Source organism: Parafannyhessea sp. LCP19S3_B1 (genome assembly GCF_052121955.1).
GTDB lineage: Bacteria > Actinomycetota > Coriobacteriia > Coriobacteriales > Atopobiaceae > Parafannyhessea.
Window position 1 is genome coordinate 84,816 of the sequence record NZ_JBQKDH010000001.1, and the last position, 21,386, is coordinate 106,201.

General features: G+C 59.4%; 12 protein-coding genes. 9 read left to right on the forward strand and 3 right to left on the reverse strand.

What is annotated here, in order from left to right:
* The first annotated feature begins 44 nt into the window (after nucleotides 1-44).
* The 4 genes from ACTQWE_RS00390 to ACTQWE_RS00405 all read left to right on the forward strand — a co-directional run bounded on the left by ACTQWE_RS00390 (nucleotide 45) and on the right by ACTQWE_RS00405 (nucleotide 4,674).
* Nucleotides 45-587: a Jag family protein gene (locus ACTQWE_RS00390; RefSeq protein WP_441855144.1), complete on the forward strand. Its 543-nt coding sequence runs from the start codon at nucleotides 45-47 to the stop codon at nucleotides 585-587.
* Between the two features lie 1,549 nt (nucleotides 588-2,136).
* Nucleotides 2,137-2,883, forward strand: a complete 747-nt coding sequence (rsmG, locus tag ACTQWE_RS00395; RefSeq protein ID WP_441855008.1) for a 16S rRNA (guanine(527)-N(7))-methyltransferase RsmG — start codon at nucleotides 2,137-2,139, stop codon at nucleotides 2,881-2,883.
* Between the two features lie 122 nt (nucleotides 2,884-3,005).
* Nucleotides 3,006-3,806 (forward strand): ParA family protein, encoded by an 801-nt coding sequence (locus ACTQWE_RS00400; protein WP_441855010.1) that lies wholly within the window; start codon nucleotides 3,006-3,008, stop codon nucleotides 3,804-3,806.
* On the forward strand, nucleotides 3,799-4,674 hold the full coding sequence (locus tag ACTQWE_RS00405) for a ParB/RepB/Spo0J family partition protein (RefSeq protein WP_441855011.1): 876 nt from the start codon (nucleotides 3,799-3,801) through the stop codon (nucleotides 4,672-4,674). Before ACTQWE_RS00400 ends, ACTQWE_RS00405 begins: the two co-directional genes overlap by 8 nt.
* A 303-nt stretch (nucleotides 4,675-4,977) precedes the next feature.
* On the opposite strand, the gene rlmN is transcribed toward ACTQWE_RS00405, so the two are convergent.
* Nucleotides 4,978-6,057 (reverse strand): 23S rRNA (adenine(2503)-C(2))-methyltransferase RlmN, encoded by a 1,080-nt coding sequence (rlmN, locus tag ACTQWE_RS00410; RefSeq protein ID WP_441921189.1) that lies wholly within the window; start codon nucleotides 6,055-6,057, stop codon nucleotides 4,978-4,980.
* 110 nt (nucleotides 6,058-6,167) lie between these two features.
* On the opposite strand from rlmN, the gene ACTQWE_RS00415 reads away from it, so the two are divergent.
* Together ACTQWE_RS00415 and ACTQWE_RS00420 are read left to right on the forward strand one after the other, a co-directional pair.
* The gene (locus tag ACTQWE_RS00415; RefSeq protein WP_441855015.1) at nucleotides 6,168-7,139 is read left to right on the forward strand and encodes a D-alanine--D-alanine ligase family protein; all 972 of its coding nucleotides are present in this window, start codon (nucleotides 6,168-6,170) and stop codon (nucleotides 7,137-7,139) included.
* A 9-nt stretch (nucleotides 7,140-7,148) separates the two neighbouring features.
* Nucleotides 7,149-10,103, forward strand: coding sequence for a helicase C-terminal domain-containing protein (locus ACTQWE_RS00420; RefSeq protein ID WP_441855017.1), 2,955 nt, complete (start codon nucleotides 7,149-7,151; stop codon nucleotides 10,101-10,103).
* Between the two features lie 84 nt (nucleotides 10,104-10,187).
* On the opposite strand, the gene ACTQWE_RS00425 is transcribed toward ACTQWE_RS00420, so the two are convergent.
* Entirely contained in the window at nucleotides 10,188-12,179 is a 1,992-nt protein-coding gene (locus ACTQWE_RS00425) for a helix-turn-helix transcriptional regulator (protein ID WP_441855019.1), read from the reverse strand.
* 195 nt (nucleotides 12,180-12,374) lie between these two features.
* On the opposite strand from ACTQWE_RS00425, the gene ACTQWE_RS00430 reads away from it, so the two are divergent.
* The 3 genes from ACTQWE_RS00430 (at nucleotide 12,375) to typA (ending at nucleotide 20,102) form a co-directional block, all read left to right on the forward strand.
* Complete coding sequence (locus tag ACTQWE_RS00430) at nucleotides 12,375-17,597, forward strand: hypothetical protein (RefSeq protein ID WP_441855021.1); 5,223 nt, start codon at nucleotides 12,375-12,377, stop codon at nucleotides 17,595-17,597.
* A gap of 32 nt (nucleotides 17,598-17,629) precedes the next feature.
* On the forward strand, nucleotides 17,630-18,094 hold the full coding sequence (locus ACTQWE_RS00435; RefSeq protein WP_441855023.1) for a hypothetical protein: 465 nt from the start codon (nucleotides 17,630-17,632) through the stop codon (nucleotides 18,092-18,094).
* Nucleotides 18,095-18,263: 169 nt separating this feature from the next.
* Complete coding sequence (typA, locus tag ACTQWE_RS00440; RefSeq protein ID WP_170103829.1) at nucleotides 18,264-20,102, forward strand: translational GTPase TypA; 1,839 nt, start codon at nucleotides 18,264-18,266, stop codon at nucleotides 20,100-20,102.
* A gap of 148 nt (nucleotides 20,103-20,250) precedes the next feature.
* Here typA and ACTQWE_RS00445 read toward each other — a convergent pair whose 3' ends face one another.
* The gene (locus ACTQWE_RS00445; RefSeq protein WP_441855025.1) at nucleotides 20,251-21,189 is read right to left on the reverse strand and encodes a trimeric intracellular cation channel family protein; all 939 of its coding nucleotides are present in this window, start codon (nucleotides 21,187-21,189) and stop codon (nucleotides 20,251-20,253) included.
* Between the last annotated feature and the right edge of the window lie 197 nt (nucleotides 21,190-21,386).

The following is a 21,386-nucleotide window of genomic DNA, read 5'->3' on the forward strand; positions in this document are numbered from 1 at the left end:
ACGTGGAGGACGTTCAGAGTGCCTCTTCTGAAGAGAGCGAGCAGATGCAGGCTCCTGTGATTGAAGATGAGTTCTCGAGCATTCGCGAACACTTCGAGAGCGACGTCGACCTCACCGATGAGGAAGTCGACAAGATCGCTGACGTCGCCGTGACGTACATCAGAGAGCTGCTTGGCTTCTTCGGCGAGGAGCACATCTCTATTGACGAGTATGACGGCGACGACGGCGAGCTCATCCTAGACATCAGTGGCGGAGACCTCGCAGTTCTCATCGGTAGGCACGGCAAGACGTTGGATGCCCTCCAGATGGTCGTATCTTCCTACCTAAGCAACAGGCTTAAGTTCCACTATCCCATCGTTGTCGATATAGAGGGCTACAAGAGCCGCCGCCGCGAGAAGCTTGCAGAGCTGGCACGCTCAGCCGCGGCACGAGCGAAGAAGCAACATGGACGCGTTGCGATGGCCCCCATGAATGCCTATGACCGTCGAATAGTTCATCTTGCGCTCGTCGACGATGAAGAGGTAACCACCCATTCCGAGGGTAACGAACCTGAGCGAAGGGTAATTGTTACCTATGTGAAGGCATAATTCAGCCCATATTGTTGAAGTCAGCAGGGAGACTGCCTTTAAGGCAGCCTCCTTTTTTATTTGGCTAAGTTCGCTGCCGCGCAATGCGAAACAGGGGAAGATACCTGAGTCTAAAGACGTCTCTGATGATATGCGATGAAGTCGACTTCCTGGAGCTGTGATCGATTGTCCTGTCGGCCGAGAGAGCAATGAGAGCGTAATGACACAAGAGGGGTCTCGCATGCAAAGTGAAGGTGTGAGCGACATGTCGTAGGACTCCAAGCGAAAAGATGGGGTCTACATTGTCTTTACGGGACTATCGGAATGATGCACGCTAGTCGCCTATTTGGTGGATGCAAGACTTCCAAGTGGTAGGTAAAAAGATTACGTAGGCGTGTTGATGATCGACTGTCAATATGTGCTCTTATAGTTTTACGGACTGCTTGGGAGTTTAGGCTAATGGCCTAAAGTACGTTATGGTACACCCCTTTAGAACGAGTTTGGGACCAGTAGACGCTTCAAATGTAGGCCTATCAACGTCCATCACGGGAATGGTCGTGTCTGAGAGCAACGACTACAGAAGTACGACTATATGTATTTATCGATAGCGTGGGTACGAATGCGTATAGAAGTGTCTGGGATAACCTGGCGAAGACGTTCTGCCAAAAGTCATCCGAGAGGTTGCTGCTAGGCTACTCCTATTAGGTTTGATTTGTGGCCCGTAAAGAAAATAGAGGCTGAGCGTGACGCTGAAGGTGACCTGGCTGGAACAAACCACATGGAGAACCTAACAGTCTCAACAATTTGAAGTTAGTGAATACTGTTGCGCCCAGAATCTCGAATACTTCGATCGACTCAAATACAAGTGAGATGATCATGTCGAACTCTGTAGCACGTTGCTCATAAGACACGCACTTACTATTGAAGATTGCATCTAGCCACAAGCAGAATAGTTTGGTGGATGTGTTGTCACAAATGTTGATCAATGCCAGTTTGAGTTTGGGGATAGATTTGAACCTGTTTGATTGTGCCATTTAGAAGAATGCATAGCTTGCATCGATTCCCAATATGAATCCTCGGTTTATCCCGGGAGATCTTAGCTGGCTTTGGGATTTCAGAAGTCCGACGTAACGCATGCGGACACTCATAGGTCAACGCATGGGTCGAAATGAATCGCCTTAGCGTACTGATTTGATGACAGAGGAAGAAGTAAATCATTGCTGATTAGAGCAGCTTCGGTGCTTAAGGACTATGGAAGGCGCATCACTTTAAAGAACGTAGGTCGTCGTCTAACTGGACATCAATCTACACAGATAAGCCTTGTTGCCATTGACGATGTTCAAGGATACTTTTGCTCGTGAGCCACAGGTCGCATGTACACTCAAATGGCTGCTAAGTCATGAACTACAGTCTTTCGTCTAAAATCTTTGCCATGTTGAAGGATGCCTTACTAATAACACTAGGACGCTATGAGCTAGGCGTTAGAATCTATACTCTCGAACCCTGCGAACAAATTTTATGACAATAAATCCCGATACAAGAGATTCTGTCATGGTGAAGGAATTTCATTATGTTGGATAACGAAATAGAATACGAAAATGTACTTAAGCAAAGAGCACTGCAGTATGAAATAGCGATAAATGATGCTGAAGCCTGTAAACTATTGCAGCATCTAAAATTGGTGATTGAAGCTAATAAGTCAATCAACCTAACGAGAATTACTTCTATATGCGAAGGCATCAACCTTCATATACTTGATTCTCTACTCTATATCGCTGCTAATGAGAGTATCAGGGAGTCTAGTGGGAAATTGCTTGATATTGGTACCGGAGCAGGATTCCCTGGTATCCCAATAGATATATGTTCTCCAATGCATGTAACAATGATTGATTCTGTTGGTAAGAAAGTAAGGGTACTTCAAAGCTTTGTAGATGAACTCAAGCTTGGAAACAAGACCGAATGTATCCAAAGCAGAGCAGAAGAATTTGCAAATGATAGAAGTGAGTCATTTGAACTTGTGACTGCCAGAGCTGTTGCCAAGCTATCTACTCTTATAGAGTATGCAACCCCTTTTCTAAAATTAAATGGCAAGGCTGTATTCTCTAAAGGCAGACTCTCGTCTGATGAATTTGAACACGCGAAATTGACAGCTCAGATTTGCGGCATGAAACTTGTTTCACGTGAAACATTTGAGCTTCCTGATGAATCTGGCCATAGGGAACTTCTTACATATGTTCGTGAAAAAGATCCAAAGGTAAGACTCCCAAGGAGGAATGGATTAGCAAAGTCAGAACCTTTGTACATGAAGTTGAAGTAGTGTTTCACGTGAAACATTGTCGAGCACAGTGCATGAGACAGTTCCTTCAAACGATGCGTAGCTATGTTGGTGTGAACTAGATACAATGTTTCACGTGAAACAGATTTGTGGATGGAGGAGCCTTGGGATTTGAAGAAGTAAAGAGAGCATTTCCGGACAGAGATGTAAAAGTATTGGCGATTATCAACCAAAAAGGCGGTGTTGGAAAGTCAACGACTGCCGTAAATCTTTCTGCAGCACTCGGAGAAAACAAGAAGAAGTGTCTTGTTATAGATTTGGATCCTCAGGGAAACACGACAAGTGGCTATGGAATAGAAAAAGAAGAGCTCGAATACGATGTTTATGATGCACTGCTGCAGGACTATCCAATCGAGAAGCTGATTGAAGACACTGTAGAGCCAAATGTCTTCGTTATACCGGCAACAATACAGCTTGCTGGTGCAGAAATCGAATTGGTTTCTGCAATGGCTCGTGAGAGCATCTTGAAGAGCATACTTGATCCAGTCAAAAACAAGTTTGATTACGTGTTTATCGACTGCCCCCCATCCCTTGGATTGCTGACGATAAATGCACTTGTTGCTGCAGACTCACTCCTAATTCCGATTCAATGTGAGTTTTACGCGCTCGAGGGCGTGACCAAGCTGCTCGAATCAATGAAAATGGTTAAGGCTAGACTAAACCCAGACTTGGATGTGTTTGGTGTAGTTATGACCATGTATGATGCACGCACTACTTTGTCGAAACAGGTAGTCGAAGAAGTAACGAAATACTTTGGTAGGAAAGTCTTTAAGACAATAATTCCCAGGAATGTAAAACTCTCTGAGGCACCCTCGCATGGTCTTCCGATTACTATGTATGCACATGTAAGCAAGGGTTCTCTTGCATACATGAAGCTCGCAAAAGAGGTGACAAGGCGTGGCTAGAAAAGGCGGTCTTGGCAAGGGGTTAGAATCGTTGATGGGCAGCGCTGATGCAGAAATTAGTGCTATCTCTCCAGAAGCGAGCTTACCGATTTCAAAAATCAAGGTTAACAAGGACCAGCCCAGAAAAAAATTTGACAAAGAGGCTTTAGAGGAGCTGGCAGACTCTATCAAGCAAAATGGAGTGCTGCAACCTATACTTGTAAGAAAAGTTGGACAGAATTATGAAATCGTTGCCGGCGAAAGAAGATATCAGGCTGCGAAACTAGCAGGACTCAAAGAAATCCCTGTCAATATCAAAGATATCACAGACAAAGAAGTATTCAAGCTTGCTCTTATAGAGAATCTTCAGCGCTCAGACCTGAATCCTATAGAAGAGGCACAAGGATATAGGAAGCTACTTGAGCAAGATGGACTAACTCAAGAGCAACTCGGTCAGGCTTTGTCGAAATCAAGATCTGCGATTGCAAATACTTTAAGGCTGTTAGATTTGCCAGATGAAGTGCAGCAAATGATGCTCGAAGGTAAACTGACGGCTGGGCATGCAAGAGCAATTCTTGCGGTTGCTGGTGTTGAAGGCAAAATAAGGCTGGCAGAGAAAGTTGTTCAGGAGAACTTGACTGTCAGACAGACAGAAAATATGGCTCCATTGTTTTCTGACAAAGACACCCAAAAGACAACGACAACAAGAGAACCTACGCCAACTTCATATAAACGAGCTGCTAGGCAACTCAGAACGGTATTGAATACAAACGTTAAGGTCAAGAAGCTAAGAAATAGAAATAAGATTGAGATCGAATTCACCACTGAAGATGATCTTGCGAGAATCGTTGATATGTTGTCTTCAGTCCAAGAAGGTGAAGGTGACTAGTTGAGACGTTTGAATGCTATTCTCCTATCGACAGCAATAGTTGCAACCGGTGCATATATAGGTTGGCACGTGTTGCTAAATGATGATGCCCGCACATCTGTCGTAGAGACATTGAACCAACTTGTTCATGCGGCAAAGAATATGCGAGAGACGATAAATAGACAAAATGGCAATAGCCGTAGGACTGAAGATGTCTTCAAAGATGACGTGATAGAGCAGTGGGGTTCTATCGGATACTAAGTAAAAAAAGTGGGGGGTTGAAGCCAATAGGTTTCAACCCCCCACTTTTCTATCCTTCGGTCCCTATCGTCTTAAAGCACGCTCGACATTTTGCCTAAGCTGTCCACACGCAGCATCGATATCGGAACCCCTGGAGTTACGTATCGTTGCCTCAACGCCTACGCTTGCAAGACGTCTAACAAACTCCTGTGCGCGAGCCTCAGAAGTGGGCTGGAACTTCGATCCCCTTACATTGTTAAGCTGAATCAGGTTAACGTGGGCAAGGTTGCTGCGGCAAAAGTCGCATAGCGAAGCTAGCTCCTCCTCAGTGTCATTGATTCCCTTGATGAGGGCATATTCGTATGTCGGTCGTCTTCCCGTCTTATCTACATACTCTCCCATTACGTCGTAGAGATGAAGTAGAGAGTACTTCTTAACTCCCGGCATCAGCATGTCGCGAGTTCTCTGTACGGCAGAATGGAGCGAAACAGCCAGTGTAAACTGCTCGGGTTCGTTGGCGAACCTCTTGATCATGGGAATCACGCCACAGGTCGACACGGTTAGATGCCTTGCGCCTATCCCTGCGCCTTCAGGAGAATTGAGCTTGCGCAGCGCAGCAAGTACCGCATCGTAGTTCATGAAGGGCTCACCCTGGCCCATCATCACGACGCTGGTAACACGTGTATCAAAGTCATCTCGAACGTGCATAACCTGTTCGTAAATCTCGCCAGCGGTGAGGCTTCTCGTAAGACCGGCTGCTCCGGTAGCGCAGAAAGCGCAACCCATGGCGCAACCAGCTTGTGACGAGGCACATACGGCAAGCTTTCCACGACTGGGCATTCCAACACATTCGACCGATACACCATCATCGTAGCGAAGAAGATATTTCCTGCTTCCGTCCTGTGATACCTGCTTTACAACCTCTTCGACCCCACCCATGGAGCAGCGTTCGGAGAGCGCCGCGCGAAGGGATTTGGGCAGGTTTGTCATGTCGTCAAAGGATGATGCGTTCTTCTCCCAAACCCATTCCTCAACTTGCTTTGCACGGAACTTGGGCTGACCCATCTCCTCGAACAGGGCCAAGAGATCCTTGTGGGAAAGTGCGTGAATGTCTGGGCGGTTCGACGTCTTCGAACCTGGCTGTCTAGTGTTGTCATCTTGCATGATTTGGGACCTCGCCTGAGTCTGGTTGTACTTGTGGAGTATCCTCTTCTGAGTTATCTCGCCTATCGAGTTGATACTACCGCACGATGCGGCATGTTAAGGAGTCTAAGATGGAGAAGACCGACGTTACACAATATAAAGTTGCCGTTCTTGCAGGTGGCTGGTCTGACGAAAGGGAAATCTCCCTGCAGTCGGGAAAGGCTTGCGAGAAGGCGTTGCGCGACGCTGGTTTTGAGGACGTCGACTTTTTGGACGTGGCGGCCGACGACTTCGTGACGTCGCTCGCAAACGGCGGGTACGACGTGGCGTTTGTTGCCATGCACGGCCGTTACGGCGAGGATGGATGTATACAGGGTATGCTTGAGATTATGCATATTCCATATACGTTCTCTGGCGTACTTGCCTCGGCAACCGGAACCGAGAAGGAAGTTGCAAAATCTATATATCGCTCAGCGGGAATTCCAGTTCCCGAAGGTGTCGATGTCGCATGCGATGCAGAAATAGACGAGGCGGAGGCCGCCAAGATGGTAGAGCGTCTGGGCCTCCCCATCTTCGTGAAGCCCGCGGCAAACGGCTCCAGCTATGGTGTGACACGTGTGACCAGGGCGGACGAGATTGCGGTTGCCGTGAAGAAGGCCGGTGCCGAGGGAGACAGGGTGCTGGTGGAATCTTGTATCGAGGGCACGGAGATCTCCGTCCCGGTCATAGGCAACGAGGATGCTCGTGCACTTCCGATCATCGAGGTTGTGACTGGTGCGGACTTCTATGACAGCAAGGTGAAGTATGAGCCCTCCGCTCTTCACCATGTCATTCCGGCACGTTTGCCGGAGGGTCCCTACAAGAAGGCTCAGGAGCTTGCCGTCCGAGCCCACAAGGCGCTTGGATGCCTGGGCGCTTCCAGGAGCGACTTTATCGTCAAGGCCGACGGGACGCCGGTCATCCTCGAGACCAACACCATTCCCGGCATGACCGAGTCGAGCTTGCTTCCCGACTCCGCCAGGCATGACGGCATCGAGTTTCCCCAGCTATGCCGCATGTTCGTGGAGTTTGCCCTCCAGGCTCACGCGAAGGACAAGGAGTAGGTGTACTGAATGGCGAAGGCAGAAGCGACCAAGGCTCCCTCGACGACCGTAGAGTCACTCCTCATGCCAGGGACACCCTCCTCCGTCAGGGAAAGGTATCTGTCACTGGAGGAGCGTGCTCTCACGACAGACTTCGGCCCGCTCGAGGAGGACATCGTCGTTATTGACACCGAGACGACGGGGCTCTCGTTCAAGAACTGCGACCTCATAGAGATTGCCGCGGCGCGCCTGAGCGGACGGGAAGTCGTGGACCGCTTCCAGACCTTCGTGCACCCCCATGGTCCCATACCGAAGGAGATAGCTGCCCTTACGCACATATCTGACGTAGACGTAGCGGATGCCCCCTCTGCCGAGGATGCAGTCCGCTCCCTGTCCGAGTTCGTTGCCGGCTCGCCGGTCCTTGCGCACAACGCGACGTTCGACAGGACGTTTATCGAGGGTGTGCCGGGCGGCCGCGACGTGACGGACAATTGGATCGACACGCTGTCTCTTTCCAGGATCGCCCTGCCCCGCCTGCGGTCTCACAGGCTTTCGGACATGGCCCAGGCCTTCGGGTGCGACTCTGTCACGCACAGGGCGATGGCAGACGTTGACGCCCTCTGCGGCATGTGGCGCATTCTGCTGCTTGGCCTAAGCGATCTGCCGGTTGGCATGCTCGCCCTTCTCGCCCAGATGCACGAGGACGTCGAATGGTCGTTCAGGCCGATTATCAGGCACGTCATGCTCCAGAAGAACAACGTGGACGCTCCGTTCTCTTTGAAGGAGCTGCGCCACGGGCTTCTGGCGGAGGATTCCGTGGAGCCGCGCGGCGATGCGGCCGAGAAGAGCGGTCACCTCAGGGTGATGAGCCAGGACGAGGTGAGGTCTGCGTTTGGGCCGGACGGGGTGGTGCCGAGGCTGTACAAGCACTACGAGCCGCGTCCCGAGCAGGTAGAGATGGCCTTGCAGGTAAGGGACGCGCTCGCCACGTCGACGCACCGCGCCATCGAGGCTGGTACGGGCGTTGGCAAGTCCATGGCATACCTGCTCCCCGAGGTGGACTTTGCACGCCGAAACGGTGTGACCGTTGGCGTGGCCACAAAAAGCAACGCGCTTACCGACCAGCTTGTGACCCACGAGCTTCCCGCGCTTTCCGATGCGTTGGGAGGGGTCTCCTTCACGAGCCTCAAGGGCTATGACCACTACCCCTGCCTGCACAGGATGGACCAGGCGGTGCAAAACGCGCTGCCGGAGGAGCTTCTGGGGCAGTCTGGCAGGTCTCTTGCGGCCGTGGAGGAGGACGTCCTGACGGCGCTCGCGGTGACGTATGCGTTTAGCTGCCAATCCCCCGATGGTGATCTGGACGCCCTTGGCATCAGGTGGCGCTATGTCCCTCGGCCGCTTCTGACCACGACGCCCGCGGAGTGCCTGCGCGGAAAGTGCCCGTACTTCCCGAATGAGTGCCTGGTGCATGGGGCCCGCCGCCGCGCGGCGTCGAGCGACGTCGTCGTGACGAACCACTCGCTGCTGCTGCGCGACATCGACATGGACGGGAAGATACTGCCGCCCGTGAGGAACTGGGTGGTGGACGAGGCGCACGGCTTCGAGGCCGAGGCCCGTCGGCAGTGGGCCGTGGAGGTCTCGGGCGAGCGCGCCCGCACGGGGTTCGAGCTGCTTGGGGGCTCGAAGACGGGCGCGATCCACAACGTGATGACGAAGGCCACGGGGTTGGAGGGGTCTACGCTTCTTATAAGGCTCCTCACCAAATGTGCCGCATCAAGTGCGCGGGCGCAGGTTGCCATGTCGGACGCACTTGTTGCGCTCCACGACCTTGCGAAGGTGGCCGGCCCCGGCGGCGGGTACGACAGCCTCACGGTGTGGCTTGACGAAGAGGTGCGCGCCACGCCGGAGTGGGCGTCGCTTTCCGAGGCGGGACATGCCGCGGCTGACAAGCTCGAAGAGGCCGAGAAGGACGTGCGCTCCGCGGTTGAGGAGCTTGGCAAGGTGGCGCCCCAGCTTGGCGCCGACCTTAACGAGGCCGGTCGCTTCCTGGGCGATCTGAAGGACGGCCTTCGGCTGATAGTGGAGGGCACGGACGAGACGTACGTGTACTCCGCGCAGGTGGCGCGCCGCAAGAAGGACATGTCTTCCGAAAAGCTGCTGGCAGAGAAGCTCGACATTGGTGCCGACCTGGGCGAGCGCTGGCTGCCCGAGATGCAGAGCGTCGTGTTTACCTCTGCAACCATCGCGGTGGGCAAGAGCTTCGACCACTTTGACCATGCCGTCGGACTCGACAGGCTTGGCAAGGACATGCACAAGGACGTGCGACTGGATTCGAGCTTCGACTATGACTCGCACATGTCTGTGGTGGTTGCGAAGGACATGCCCCAGCCCAACGACCCGCGCTATCTGGACAGCCTGTGCGACCTACTGTTTGACGTGCACAGGTCCATGGAGGGGTCTGTGCTCACCCTGTTCACGAACAGGAGGGACATGGAGCTTGCCTACGGGGTGCTGAAGCCAAGGCTCGCCGGCGTTGGGCTTGAGGTTCTGTGCCAGGAAAGGGGCTCTTCTCCCCGACGCCTTCGCGAGAGCTTTCTGGCGGACAAGAGTCGCTCCCTGATGGCGCTCAAATCGTTCTGGGAGGGGTTTGACGCCTCTGGGGACACGCTGCGCTGCGTGGTGATTCCCAAGCTCCCGTTTGCCAGCCCGCGTGACCCGCTTGTGCGCGAGCGAGAGCGTCGCGAGGACCGCGCGTGGTGGAAGTACTCGCTGCCCGAGGCAGTCATCGAGGTGAAGCAGGCAGCTGGAAGACTGATACGCAGCGCTTCTGACAGCGGCGTTTTGGTGCTTGCGGACTCCAGGCTGGTCACGAAGCGTTACGGTCGGCAGTTTCTGACGTCCCTGCCCAAGACTTCCGGCACCATGCTGGAGTGCGAGAACGTGGGCAGATACATAGAGATGTGGCGAAAGTCGCACGAGTAGGCATGCTGCGGGTGTCTGCGCTGGGTGCGCGGGCGCCCGCAAGCTATGTGCAGACGTGTGCGGCAAGGGCGATGACCGGCGACCTTACGCCTGCAGCGCGGACCTTGCGTACTGGCGCACAAGCTTGCACATGTCTGCATCCTCGATAACGACGGAGTCGCCGCAGGCAGCGAGCCTTCGGGGAAGCCACGTGCCGCCAAAGTAGGGGCAGCTCACGAGCGTTGCGCCGGAAGCCAGCGGCGTAAAGCACGTCTGGTTCCACAGAAGCGCGTCCACAAGCGTCTGGTCGAGAAGAACGAAGCGAATCGTGCGCTGGGGCGCGCCGTCGGGCGCGACCTTCGGCACGTTGAAGTGGCCTTCTTCAACGGCGACGCCAGTCATGCGGTCTATCCTGAAGTTGCGCATGGAAGAGCGGGAGAGGTCGTAGCCCTCGAGGTACCACTGCCCGTTCCGGTGCGAGATGGCGCCGGGCTTCACAAGGCGGCTGCTGTGCTGTCCGGTGGTGGACGTGTACGCAAACGAGATGATGTTTCGGCTGGTTATGGCATCCGCACAGGTAGGAAGGGCCTTTGGACAGGAAGGTTCTTGCATGGCAGCCGCAAGGCCCGCGACGGCGGGTGCGTCACCGATCGCTGCGGACAGACTTTGCGAGAGCTTCTGGAAGAGAGGGTCCTGGGACTCTACTCCCGCAAGCAACAGGGCCGCAATCAGCGACACGGACTCTGTCAGCGTAAGGCGAATGGGCCTTCCGGCGGTGGTGCCGAACAGGAGGACCGCCTCGCTCATGTCGTCGTCCGTGGCGAGGGGAAGCCTGTTGAGGCTCTCCTCGTCCGAAGCGTCGATGAGCAGGCTGAGCAGGTGCTTTGCATGAGCGATGGTGCAACCCAGGCGCTGTGCCACCACGTTTGCGCTGATGGTGGCGCCCTCCGAGTCGAGCGAGCCGATGAGGGCGGAAAGCTGCCGAGCCTCGAGCACCCCTCCCTTGCGGCCGCGCCGTCGTGGGTGGGACTGACTCGCATGTGACTTTCCTGCCGCCAGCCAGGGGTCGAGGGCCCGTGGCTGGCAGTCGCTTGCCGCCAGCAGAATGCTGCGATATGCCTGCACCAGGGGCTCTGGCTCCACGGGCGCGACGGCGGCGTCAATGGACCAGGCGGTCGCGACCTGCGCGTTCGATACGGGCACGCCCTGCACGAGGCCATCTTCCATCGCGTAGCCCCGCGCGGCAAGCTCGCATACGCCCGGGGAACAAGGGTCGCCCGTGTGACCTGCCGCGCCAAGGGGCGAGAAGGACGCGCGCAGCGTGACCTCGCCCATCTGGAACGGAAGCCTGACGAAGTCGCCTATGCAGAAGTCTTGCGGCACCTCGTACGTTCGCGAGGCGATTGCCCTTACCTTGCGGAAGCGGTCGAGACGGAACGTCCGCGGGGATGAGGCTACGGCGCGGGAGTCCCTGTCATACTCGCACGCGACGAAGTACGTCTGCTCCCTGAAGCCGAAGGAGCCGTAAAGGGCAAGGCAGTAGTCCTTCTCGGCAGCGTCTTTTGGCTGGTAGCGCACGTCTATGGGGTGGCGTGCCTGCAGTGCGTCCAGAAGCTCGGCAAGGGTCGAGTCCCACGGTTTGCCGCCGGTGGCGTCGCGGCGCGTCACCACTGCGTTGTACCTGCGGTTTATCTTTGCGAGTGCGAGTGTGAGCTCGTCTCGGTAAGGAAACGCCGGGTCGTTTGCAAGCGGCATGCACGCAACGTCGATGAACGCGGCGTCCTGCCTCGTGAGCTCCTGCGGATGGGCAAACGTTGCCTGCGCGTCGATGGCCCACAGCGCCCCGCTGGCGTTGCGCCCGGACTCGACCACGGCTACGCCGCAGGTAGAAAGCATCTTTCTATCGCGCTGGAACTTCTTGAAGAACGCCTGCTCGTCGAGGTCCGGATAGTAGAGGGAGCGGATTGTGGCCGTTGGCATGGGCACTCTGCTGGCCGCGAGGCCGATCATGAGGGAAGAAAGCCGCAAGGCCTGGATGTCGTCGCTGTTGCGATCGTCAAACTCGTCTTCCGCGGTGTTCTTGCTTTGCCTTGCCATGCTCTCACTTTCCCTGGCAGATACCTGCGCCTGCTCACGCGCCTGGACCGTGTGCCTCCGGGCGACCTTTGGCCGCTTGATTACCCTCCAATATAGGGTAGGTTATGCGCGTTTGGGAAACGCGGGAAGAGAAGACGTATACTCAGACGATGGAGTACTAGCGGAAAATCGTTGCCTGGGGCAAAGGACAATAGCATGGCGACAACTCGCACCTATCTTGATTACCTAGACGAGAAGATCGACATCTCGCCCGCCAACAGCCAGGAGGAGCTTGACGCTGCCGAGCTGATGGGCTCCCTTATGGAGGAGCACGGCCTCGACGTGCAGATGCAAGAGTTTGATGCGCCGTCGCAGGGGAAGCTTGCGCACTACGTGCTTTATATAGTTATGTTTGTGGGTATGCTGCTGGCGGGTTTTTTGGGAACCATCGCCGGTGCGGTGGGCCTCATTCTTGTGGCGGCTTCCTTCGTGCTGCTTGCCATGGAGTTTGCCGGCCGTGACGTGCTGAGCAACATTGGCCCCAGGGGTCGCAGCCAGAACGTGATCGGCGTGCACCGTGCCACCGGCCCGCTTGTGATGAAGGGCAACCGCCCCATCGTGATTGTGGCTCACTACGACAGCCCGAACGAGGACCTGCTGAGCCGCCCCCAGATCGCAAGGTACCAGCCCATGTTGAAGCGCGCGACGTTCTACTGCGCGGTGGTCGTCCCGATCTGCGCGCTGGTACAGCTGATGGGCTTTCTTCCAGAAGGCTTTAGGCACATATTCTGGATCGTGGGCATTCTGGCGTCGCTTCCGCTGCTGGCGGTGGGAGTCTCTGCCATCTATCAGAAGTTTGCACCCTGCACGACGGGCGCGAACGACAACAAGGCCTCTCTTGCGGCAATGCTGGGCGTGATGGACATGGTGCGTCCCGCCGACGATGCCGCGAAGCGCTATGTTGCGCTGCACCCGCGCCAGCCGATGGAGGACCTCCCGCAGGAGGAGCCGGCTTCACAGGGCGAGGAGTATGCGGAGCCGCTTGCCGGCGAGGGGCAGTACGCTGGCGAGGAGCAGTACGCTGGCGAGGACGGCTACTACCCTGCCGAGGCGATTGCCGGGGAGAACGCCCCCGAAGAGGCTGCTCAGGCGCAGCCCGTGCCGGAGGCCCAGGCGGAGCCCGAGGCGCCGGTAGATGCGGCAGGCTCGCCATCCGCTGTGGAGCCGTCCGACGCGGAGGGCGCGGACGCGTACTACCCCGAGGCATACGACGCCGTCGCGCCGGAGGCCGCTGCCAACGCCGCGCCGGCCGCGAAGCCCGAGGTGCCGACGAACCCCGTTGCCGCCTTCTTCAAGAAGGCCTCTGCAAGCATCGCCGGCGGCGTGCGCACCATTCGCGACGAGGTGGAGGCGCGTCGCGCCGGCGACGCCGCGCACGCGGCCAAGCAGCCCGCAGAGGGCGAGGACTTTGTCGAGGCGACCGCCGGCTATCCGGAGGACTTTGCCACGGAGGAGGAGCCGCGGGGCGAGAAGAGCGAGGCACCCGCGCCGCGCGCCGACTTGTCTGGTGCGCATGACGTGCACGTGCGTCGCGCGACCCCTCTGCCCGCGCAGGCTCCGGAGGTCGACCCGTTTGAGGACAACGTCCGCCGCGGTCCGGACTTCATGGGGAGCCTGAACATTCTTCCGGCTGACTGCGAGATCGTGTACGACAATCCGCCGCGCCCGCGCCCGGACCTCTCTAACCTTCCGGAGGTCCCCGAGATCCCGGATTTCACGGCGGAGTTTGAGGAGAAGTACGCCGCGTCCTTCTCGCCCAAGGCGCCCGAGGCCCAGCCTGCGCCCGACTCGACTGCCGATGCCGTTGCGCCGCGCGACGTCGAGCCGCTTGCCGCCGCGCAGCCGCATGTGGCAGGGGATCTGGACGAGACGAGGTATTCTCCCGTCGCGGCCGGCAACCCCTATATAGAGAGCGCGCCCGCCGAAGTCGACTACATACATTATGTGACGTACGACGAGCAGTACCCCATTGTTGAGGAGTACGAGGTAATAGAAGAGCCGAAGCATGACGAACCGGGCGACTCGGGCGAGGCGCCGGGAGCCGCTGCGGCTGACGCAACCGACGCGACGCGTGGCGACGAGGCCACGCCGGTTGCGGGTGGACCCGCTTCGGACGCATCGGACTATGCGACGGATGCCGTTGCGACACCGGCTGACGAACCCGCGCAGACAACTGATAGGCACGACGTCGCGTCGCGCGAGGACGCCGCGCACATGGACGCGGCCTCCACTGTCGACGACAGCCAGTCCCACCTGATTGACCTTCCGGAGATCGAGCCTCACTACACGGCGATCGACCATGCGGCTCCCGAGGTCATATATGAGGACGAGCCTGCGCCCGACGCTGAACCTGCCGCGCAGCCGGAAGCCGCGCAGGATGAGCAGGCCGTGGCAGAGGCGCCCGCGTCTGATGCGGACCTTGCGCCGGAACAGGAGTGGGAGTCCGACGAGTCCGATACCGTCGTGGACGAGGATTACGAGGTCGAGGATTCCACGGGCGACGAGGCCGCGGGTGCCGAGCAGACAACTGCAGAGGACGACGAGTTTCTCATCCCCGTGAGCAATGACGCGGCGGAGCCCTACTACTATGATGCGCCCGCCCTCGAAGGCGATGACGCCGAGAAGGACGAGGCCACCGCGGCCGAAGGCGTTGACGATGGCGCGGTCGCCGTGCCGACCGAGGATGATGCCGCCGACGATGCTTCGTGGGAAGAGCTGGTTACCGTTGGAAACGCGCGGCCGGAGGAAAAGCAGAAGGCGTCTGGCTTCCTGGCGAAGCTGAAGTCGCTGTTTGCCGGACATGGTGCTCGCCAGAAGACCGCAAGGTATGCGGCTCCGGGCGAGGAACCCCTGCCGGTTGACTCGACGGCGGACATGCCGGTGCTCCACCTGGAAGACAACGACAAGAGTGAGCCAAGCGAGCACGCTGCAGCCAACGTTGACCCGACGCAGGGATACGACCCCGTCTCCCAGGAATCTGCAAGCGATTGGGACGCGCAGCCGTACGCCGAGTATGCCGAGGAAGACTCGGCGGACTACGACGATGATTACCGTGTCGACGCGACGGACGACGATGGCGCGTACGACGACCATGAATACGATGTAGCGCCGGCCGGCGAACCGCATGATGCATCGTTTGGGCCGGAGCCCGCGCCCGAAGCCGAGGTTGCGCCCGAAGCTGAGCCCGCGTCGGAATACGAGGCTGCGCCCGAGTATGAGCCAGAGGCCGAAGCGGCGCCGGAGGAGGAGCACGGCTTTGCCGCGACCTTTGGCGCTGACTCCATTGGGGACGACGCCCCGATAATAGAGGACTACGAGGTCATCGACGACACCAGGGCGGACGACCCGAAGGTGCCCGGCTCGCAGCTGCCTGATGCGGACGCGACCCCTTACCAACAGTCGGCGCCGGAGGAGGAGTTCTCGGACGAGGCTGCGGACGACACCGCGCGGCTTGACGCCCTTGAGGCAACGGCCCACCTTAAGCCGCTTCGTCCCGCTACGCTGAGGGACGAGTACGGCGATGGCGTGGAGCCCATGCCGACGGCCGACGAGCTGGAGGACGTGGCCTCGCAGGAGGAGCCCGCCGCAGCGGACGATACGCCGGAGCAGGGCGCCGTGCCCGCCGAGCCGCTTGAGGCTCCGGTTGCGACGCAGGCTGACGAGACGGCGCCGGAGGTCGCTGCGCAAGTGGCCGAGGTAGAGGCGCTGCCGGTGGCCGGCACCGCCGAGAACGTGACGGAGCCTGCGGACGACACGGGCGAGCCGCTGGGCGGTGATGGCGAGGCGCGCGCCGAGGCGGATCGCGACGTCGACGAGACGGCGGATGCAACGGAGGAGACAGAGTCGCAGTTGTCTTCCGAGGCGGAGGCGACTGGGGCCATGTCTGGCTACAGCTTTGTTCCAAACGAGGAGGTTCCCGAGGAGGAGCTTGCCGCAAAGGACGCATCCGGCCTGGACGCGCCCATCGAGGACGACACCCCTGCGGAGAAGATCCCGGCGCCGCGGCCGATTGACGACCCAAGCTGGGGCCGGAGCGAGTTCAGGCCGGCCCACAACAGCATGGCCCGCCGCGCCGTGCTGTTTGACCTGCCGGATCCCAGCGAGGCTACGACCGACCCGTTTGGCACGGGCAACATTGGCAACTCCGGCGCGCTTCGCACTGGGCGCACCCCCATTGCGGCCGGCGCCGAGAAGGTGGACTCCGCGCCGCTTGGCACGCGTGAGCCCATCGGCCTGGTCAACGGCACCCATGCCATGCAAGACGAGGCCAGCCGCCTGAGCGGAAGCGCGGAGCGAACCAGAAAGGCGCAAGCTGCCGCGGCGCGCAAGCGCTTCTCATCCCTTTTTGGCAACAGGGAGAAGCGCCGCGACCCAGAGCCGGAGCAGCAGTCCATGGGAGAGTGGCTTGGCGTGGGAGACGACTTCGACGCGAAGACGGACGGTCGCAAGATTGGCGACTGGCAGCACTTTGGCGAGGACGAGAAGAACGGCGACTCCGGTCGCCGCGGAGACTGGAAGGGCGGTGCTACCACGCGCTCTGGCTTTAGGGTCGTGGAGGGCGACGGTGACGATTCCGCCGGCGCCTATGGCGGGCAGCCGTACGACGACCAGCCGGGCTACGACCAGCAGTCGGCCTACGACGACCAGCAGCCAACCTATGACGACCAGCAGCCAACCTATGACGACCAGCCTCAGGCCGACGACGCCGCCCCGCAGGCGGAGGGCTACGACCTGTACCCGGTGGACGATTCTGCCTACCAGCAGGACGCGACCGATTCCGGCGCAGACGCGACGTCAGGCGCCCAGGGCTATGCCGTCGACGGCTACGCGCAGGGCGCGGCGCCCGCGGACGCGTATGCGGGCGCGGAGGTCGCCGGGCAGGAGCCCACGCAGGAGGACCTGCGCCAGGCCATACTTGGCATGAGCAACGACGAACTGCTGGCGCACGACATCTACTTCGTGGCGCTGGGCGCGTCGAACGTGGACCATGCGGGCATGAAGCACTTCCTGGCGGAGCACCGCGGCGACATCCGCGGCGCCTTCCTGGTGAACCTGGATTCCGTTGGCGCGGGCGACCTGGTGTTCCTGACGCACGAGGGCCGCACGAACACGCGCCGCTCTGACAGGAGGATGGGCAGGATGCTGATGGGCATCGCAAAGGACCTGCACATTCCGCTGGGCAGGGCGAAGCTCGACTGGGGAGAGACCGACGCGACCCTGGCCATGCAGAACTCCGTGCGCGCGACGACGCTCATGGGCATGAGCCCGGACGGCGTGCCGGCGCTTTCCGCAACATCGGATGACGTGCCAGAGAACGTGAACCCGTCGCAGGTAGTGGCGGTTAGCGACCTGATTGCAGAGCTGATCCGTCGCTCGTAGGGGCAGGCGACGGGATTTCGAAAGGCGGACGCATGTCTAGCACACGCGAAGACGAAACGAGGGCCGATGGCATCTCGCCGGAGCTCGACCGGCTCTCGGCCGCGCTCATGGGGGATGCCCTGGACCTGCTGGCCGCCGGCGAGGACGTGAACGTGCTGCTGGTGGCATCGGACGCCAAGGGAAACGTCGCGTCCTTCTCGTTTTCTGACGACGGGATCGAGGAGTGCCTCGAAGGCGCGCGCGACAAGGTGCGCGAGCTTGCGAAGGCCAAGGGCGACGCGGAATCCGGCGTGGGGGAGCCCGTGCGCTATGCCATCACGTACGTGGGTGCCGTGGCGGACGAATCCGGCACGTACCAGGACGCCCTGTTGCTGGAGTTTGGCGAGAAGGGCTACAGGTCGTACTCGGCATACTCATACTTCAAGGGCAAAGGCACGGGCGAGGGATTTGCCTGGACCGATCCCGCGCCCGCAGGGGAGCTAGAGCCCCTGCTGTGAGGGCACGTCCTTCTCGCCCGAGAAAACCAGACGCGCGGCAGGCCGGCCTTGTCTTGAGGCTGCCTGCCGCGAGCAGTTTAGATGGAAAGCGGCAGGTGGCGCTCTTGCACGTGCCTGCGTGCTATAAAGTTTTGCAGGTTACACCGCTGAATTGACAGAAGAGGTAAACATGCTCCAGGAGCACATCAGGAACATCGCAATCATCGCGCACGTCGACCACGGCAAGACGACGCTGGTTGACCAGATGCTGAAGGCGACGCATGCCTTCCGCGAGAACCAGCAGGTTCAGGAGCGCGTGCTTGACTCCAACGACCAGGAGCGTGAGCGCGGCATCACGATTCTTGCGAAGAACATCTCCATCGAGTACAAGGGCGTGAAGATCAACGTGATCGACACGCCGGGCCACGCGGACTTTGGCGGCGAGGTGGAGCGCGTGCTGAAGATGGCCGACGGCGCCGTTCTGCTGGTGGACGCGGCCGAGGGCCCCATGCCGCAGACGCGCTTTGTGCTTTCGCACGCCATCGCGGCGAACTTGCGCATCATGGTGTGCATCAACAAGATCGACCGCGAGGGCGCGAATCCCGAGAAGGCGCTGAACGACTGCCTCGACCTGATGATGGACCTGGGCGCCGACGACGACCAGCTTGAGTTTGCCATGGAGCACGTGGTGTACGCGTCTGCCGTGAACGGCTACGCGCGCCTGGATCCCGATGACGGCAACATGGACATGTATCCGCTGCTTGACATGATCGTGGACGCGCTGCCCGCGCCGGACGTAGACGTGGACGGCCCGCTGGCCATGCAGTGCGTGACCGTGGACCACTCCGACTACGTGGGCCGCATCGGCATCGGGCGCATCTATTCTGGCACCATCCACGCGGGCGACAAGATCCTGGTTGTGAAGAACGACGGCTCGCGCGCCATGAGCCAGGTGAAGCAGCTGTTCACGTTTGACTACCTGGGCCGCAAGGAGTGCACGCAGGCGGAGGCCGGCGACATCGCGGCCGTGGTGGGCCTTGACTCCACCGACATCGGCGACGTGTACACCGACCCCGAGAACCCCGTCGAGCTCGACCCGATCGAGATCGACCCGCCCACGCTCTCCATCATCTTCGAGCCCAGCACGAGCCCGCTTGTTGGCCGCGAGGGCGACATCGTTGGCGGCCGCCAGCTTAAGGAGCGCCTGGAGCAGGAGCGCGAGAACAACGTTACCATGCGCATCGAGGAGACCCCGGACAAGACCGGCGTCGAGGTTGCGGGCCGCGGCATCCTGCACCTGTCCGTCCTGATGGAGCAGATGCGCCGCGAGGGCTTCGAGTTCCAGGTTGGCCGCCCGAAGGTCCTGTTCAAGAAGGACGAGAACGGCAACAAGCTCGAGCCGATCGAGGAGGCCGTCGTCGAGTGCCCGAACGAGTGCTCCGGCAAGGTCATCGAGGTGTTTGGCAACGCCGGCGGCACCATGAGCAACATGAGCGCAGGCATCCAGCAGACTCACCTTGAGTTCCACATTCCCACGCGCGGCATCATGGGCCTGAAGACCCGCATCATGAACGTGACGCACGGCGAGGCCGTGTTCTATCACAACTTCCTGGAGTACGGCCCGTTTGCCGGCGAGATCGGCGGCCGCCAGAACGGCGCCATGATCTCCATGTCGACCGAGAAGGCCGTCGCGTACGCCCTGGGCACGCTGCAGGAGCGCGGCCAGCTGTTTGTGTCGCCCGGCGACGACTGCTATGAGGGCATGCTCGTGGGCGAGCGCTCCAAGCCCGGCGACATGGTCGTGAACGTTGCCCGCACCAAGCAGCTGGGCAACCAGCGCTCCTCCACCGCGGACATCGCGGTGCAGCTGACGCCGCCTAGGACGTTCACGCTCGAGGAGGCCCTGGAGTACATCATGGACGACGAGCTGGTCGAGGTAACTCCGAAGAGCGTCCGTATGCGCAAGCGCATCCTCTCCGAGACGGAGCGCCGCAAGTGGCGCGTCAGGAACGGCCTGGTGAACAAGTAAGGCCTGCGACCGACAGGACCCCGCGCGCGCAGGGCCGCGACAACGCGAGGGACAGGTGCAAGACTTCGCCGCCGAGAAGGGCATGGGGCTCTTCTCGGCGGCGTCTTTGTGAGTGCGACGATGTGCGGGTGGCACTGATGGGGTCGCGCTAGGAGCGCTGCCGCTTGTTGCCGATGCCTTGCGGCGAGGCGTCCGAGACCACATCCTCGGAGACGTCGTCCTCGATCTCTATCCTGTCGATCACGCGCGTGCGGGGGGCGTGCGCCTGGCCGGGTTTGGGGCACGCGTCGTCCGGGGAGGACTGCTGCACGTAGGTTATCTGGTAGCCGTCGCGCCCCTCGAACTTGCGAAGGATGCGCCTGGAGTTCTCTCTTCCATCTTCCTGCGCGAGGTGGTAGATGACGCGAACCTTCTTCTTGACCACGGGCGCGAGGTCCACGTTTGCCGGGGAGAGTATGTTGAAGTGCAGCGACAGCCGGCGCATGAGGATGACGACGGTGACGCTGATGGCCGTGGCCCACTCGCCGGTGACGTTGGCGTGGATGACGAGCATGTAGAACGCGATGGAGCCCGCGACGGCGCAGATGGCATAGAAGTTGCTGCGCTGGAAGATGCGTGGCGTGTTGCCGAGGAAGATGTCGCGGAGCATGCCTCCGCCGACGCCGGTGACGGTGCCCATGAGCACGACGGCCCACGGGTTCATGTGGTACACGATCGCCTTGTCGGAGCCGGCGGCCACGAACAGGCCGACGGAGATGATGTCGACCCACTCGATGAGGTGCGGGAACCGCGTGAGCAGGCTGGGGAACAGGAAGCCGCCGCACCCGACGAGGACCGTCATGGGGATGGCATACGGCGAGTTGACCATGTAGACGTCGTTGTGCTGGATGATGAGGTCGCGGATGAGGCCGCCGCCCAGGCCGCCGAGCATGGCGAGCACGATGAAGCCCACGAGGTCGAGCTTGCGGTCCGTTGCGACGAGGACTCCGGAGACGGAGCCTACCGCCACGGCGGACGCGTCGAGCCATGCGGGGATGGCAACGGCGGTGACGTCTGGCCCAGAGGAGGATATGAGCTCGGGAATCACGTTCTTCTCCCTGCGTTGTTGGGTGCGTATCGATGCGAACTACGAATATAGCCGTTCTTGTGCGAGGGAGGTGCCGGCGCATCTTGCCGCGCGCCCGGGCGGCGCGGTCTGCCGCGCCTGGGTTCGTGGGCAAAAATTGTAGAAATAATGGGCTTCACACAAGGGGGCAAAGTAATGTATACTTGCTTCCGCGGTTT

Coding starts and splice junctions, on each gene's coding strand:
- ACTQWE_RS00390 (WP_441855144.1), top strand. CDS start 45: ATGCAGGCTCCTGTGATTGAAGATGAGTTCTCGAGCATTCGCGAACAC.
- rsmG (WP_441855008.1), top strand. CDS start 2,137: ATGTTGGATAACGAAATAGAATACGAAAATGTACTTAAGCAAAGAGCA.
- rlmN (WP_441921189.1), bottom strand. CDS start 6,057: ATGCAAGATGACAACACTAGACAGCCAGGTTCGAAGACGTCGAACCGC.
- ACTQWE_RS00415 (WP_441855015.1), top strand. CDS start 6,168: ATGGAGAAGACCGACGTTACACAATATAAAGTTGCCGTTCTTGCAGGT.
- ACTQWE_RS00420 (WP_441855017.1), top strand. CDS start 7,149: ATGGCGAAGGCAGAAGCGACCAAGGCTCCCTCGACGACCGTAGAGTCA.
- ACTQWE_RS00425 (WP_441855019.1), bottom strand. CDS start 12,179: ATGGCAAGGCAAAGCAAGAACACCGCGGAAGACGAGTTTGACGATCGC.
- ACTQWE_RS00430 (WP_441855021.1), top strand. CDS start 12,375: ATGGCGACAACTCGCACCTATCTTGATTACCTAGACGAGAAGATCGAC.
- ACTQWE_RS00435 (WP_441855023.1), top strand. CDS start 17,630: ATGTCTAGCACACGCGAAGACGAAACGAGGGCCGATGGCATCTCGCCG.
- typA (WP_170103829.1), top strand. CDS start 18,264: ATGCTCCAGGAGCACATCAGGAACATCGCAATCATCGCGCACGTCGAC.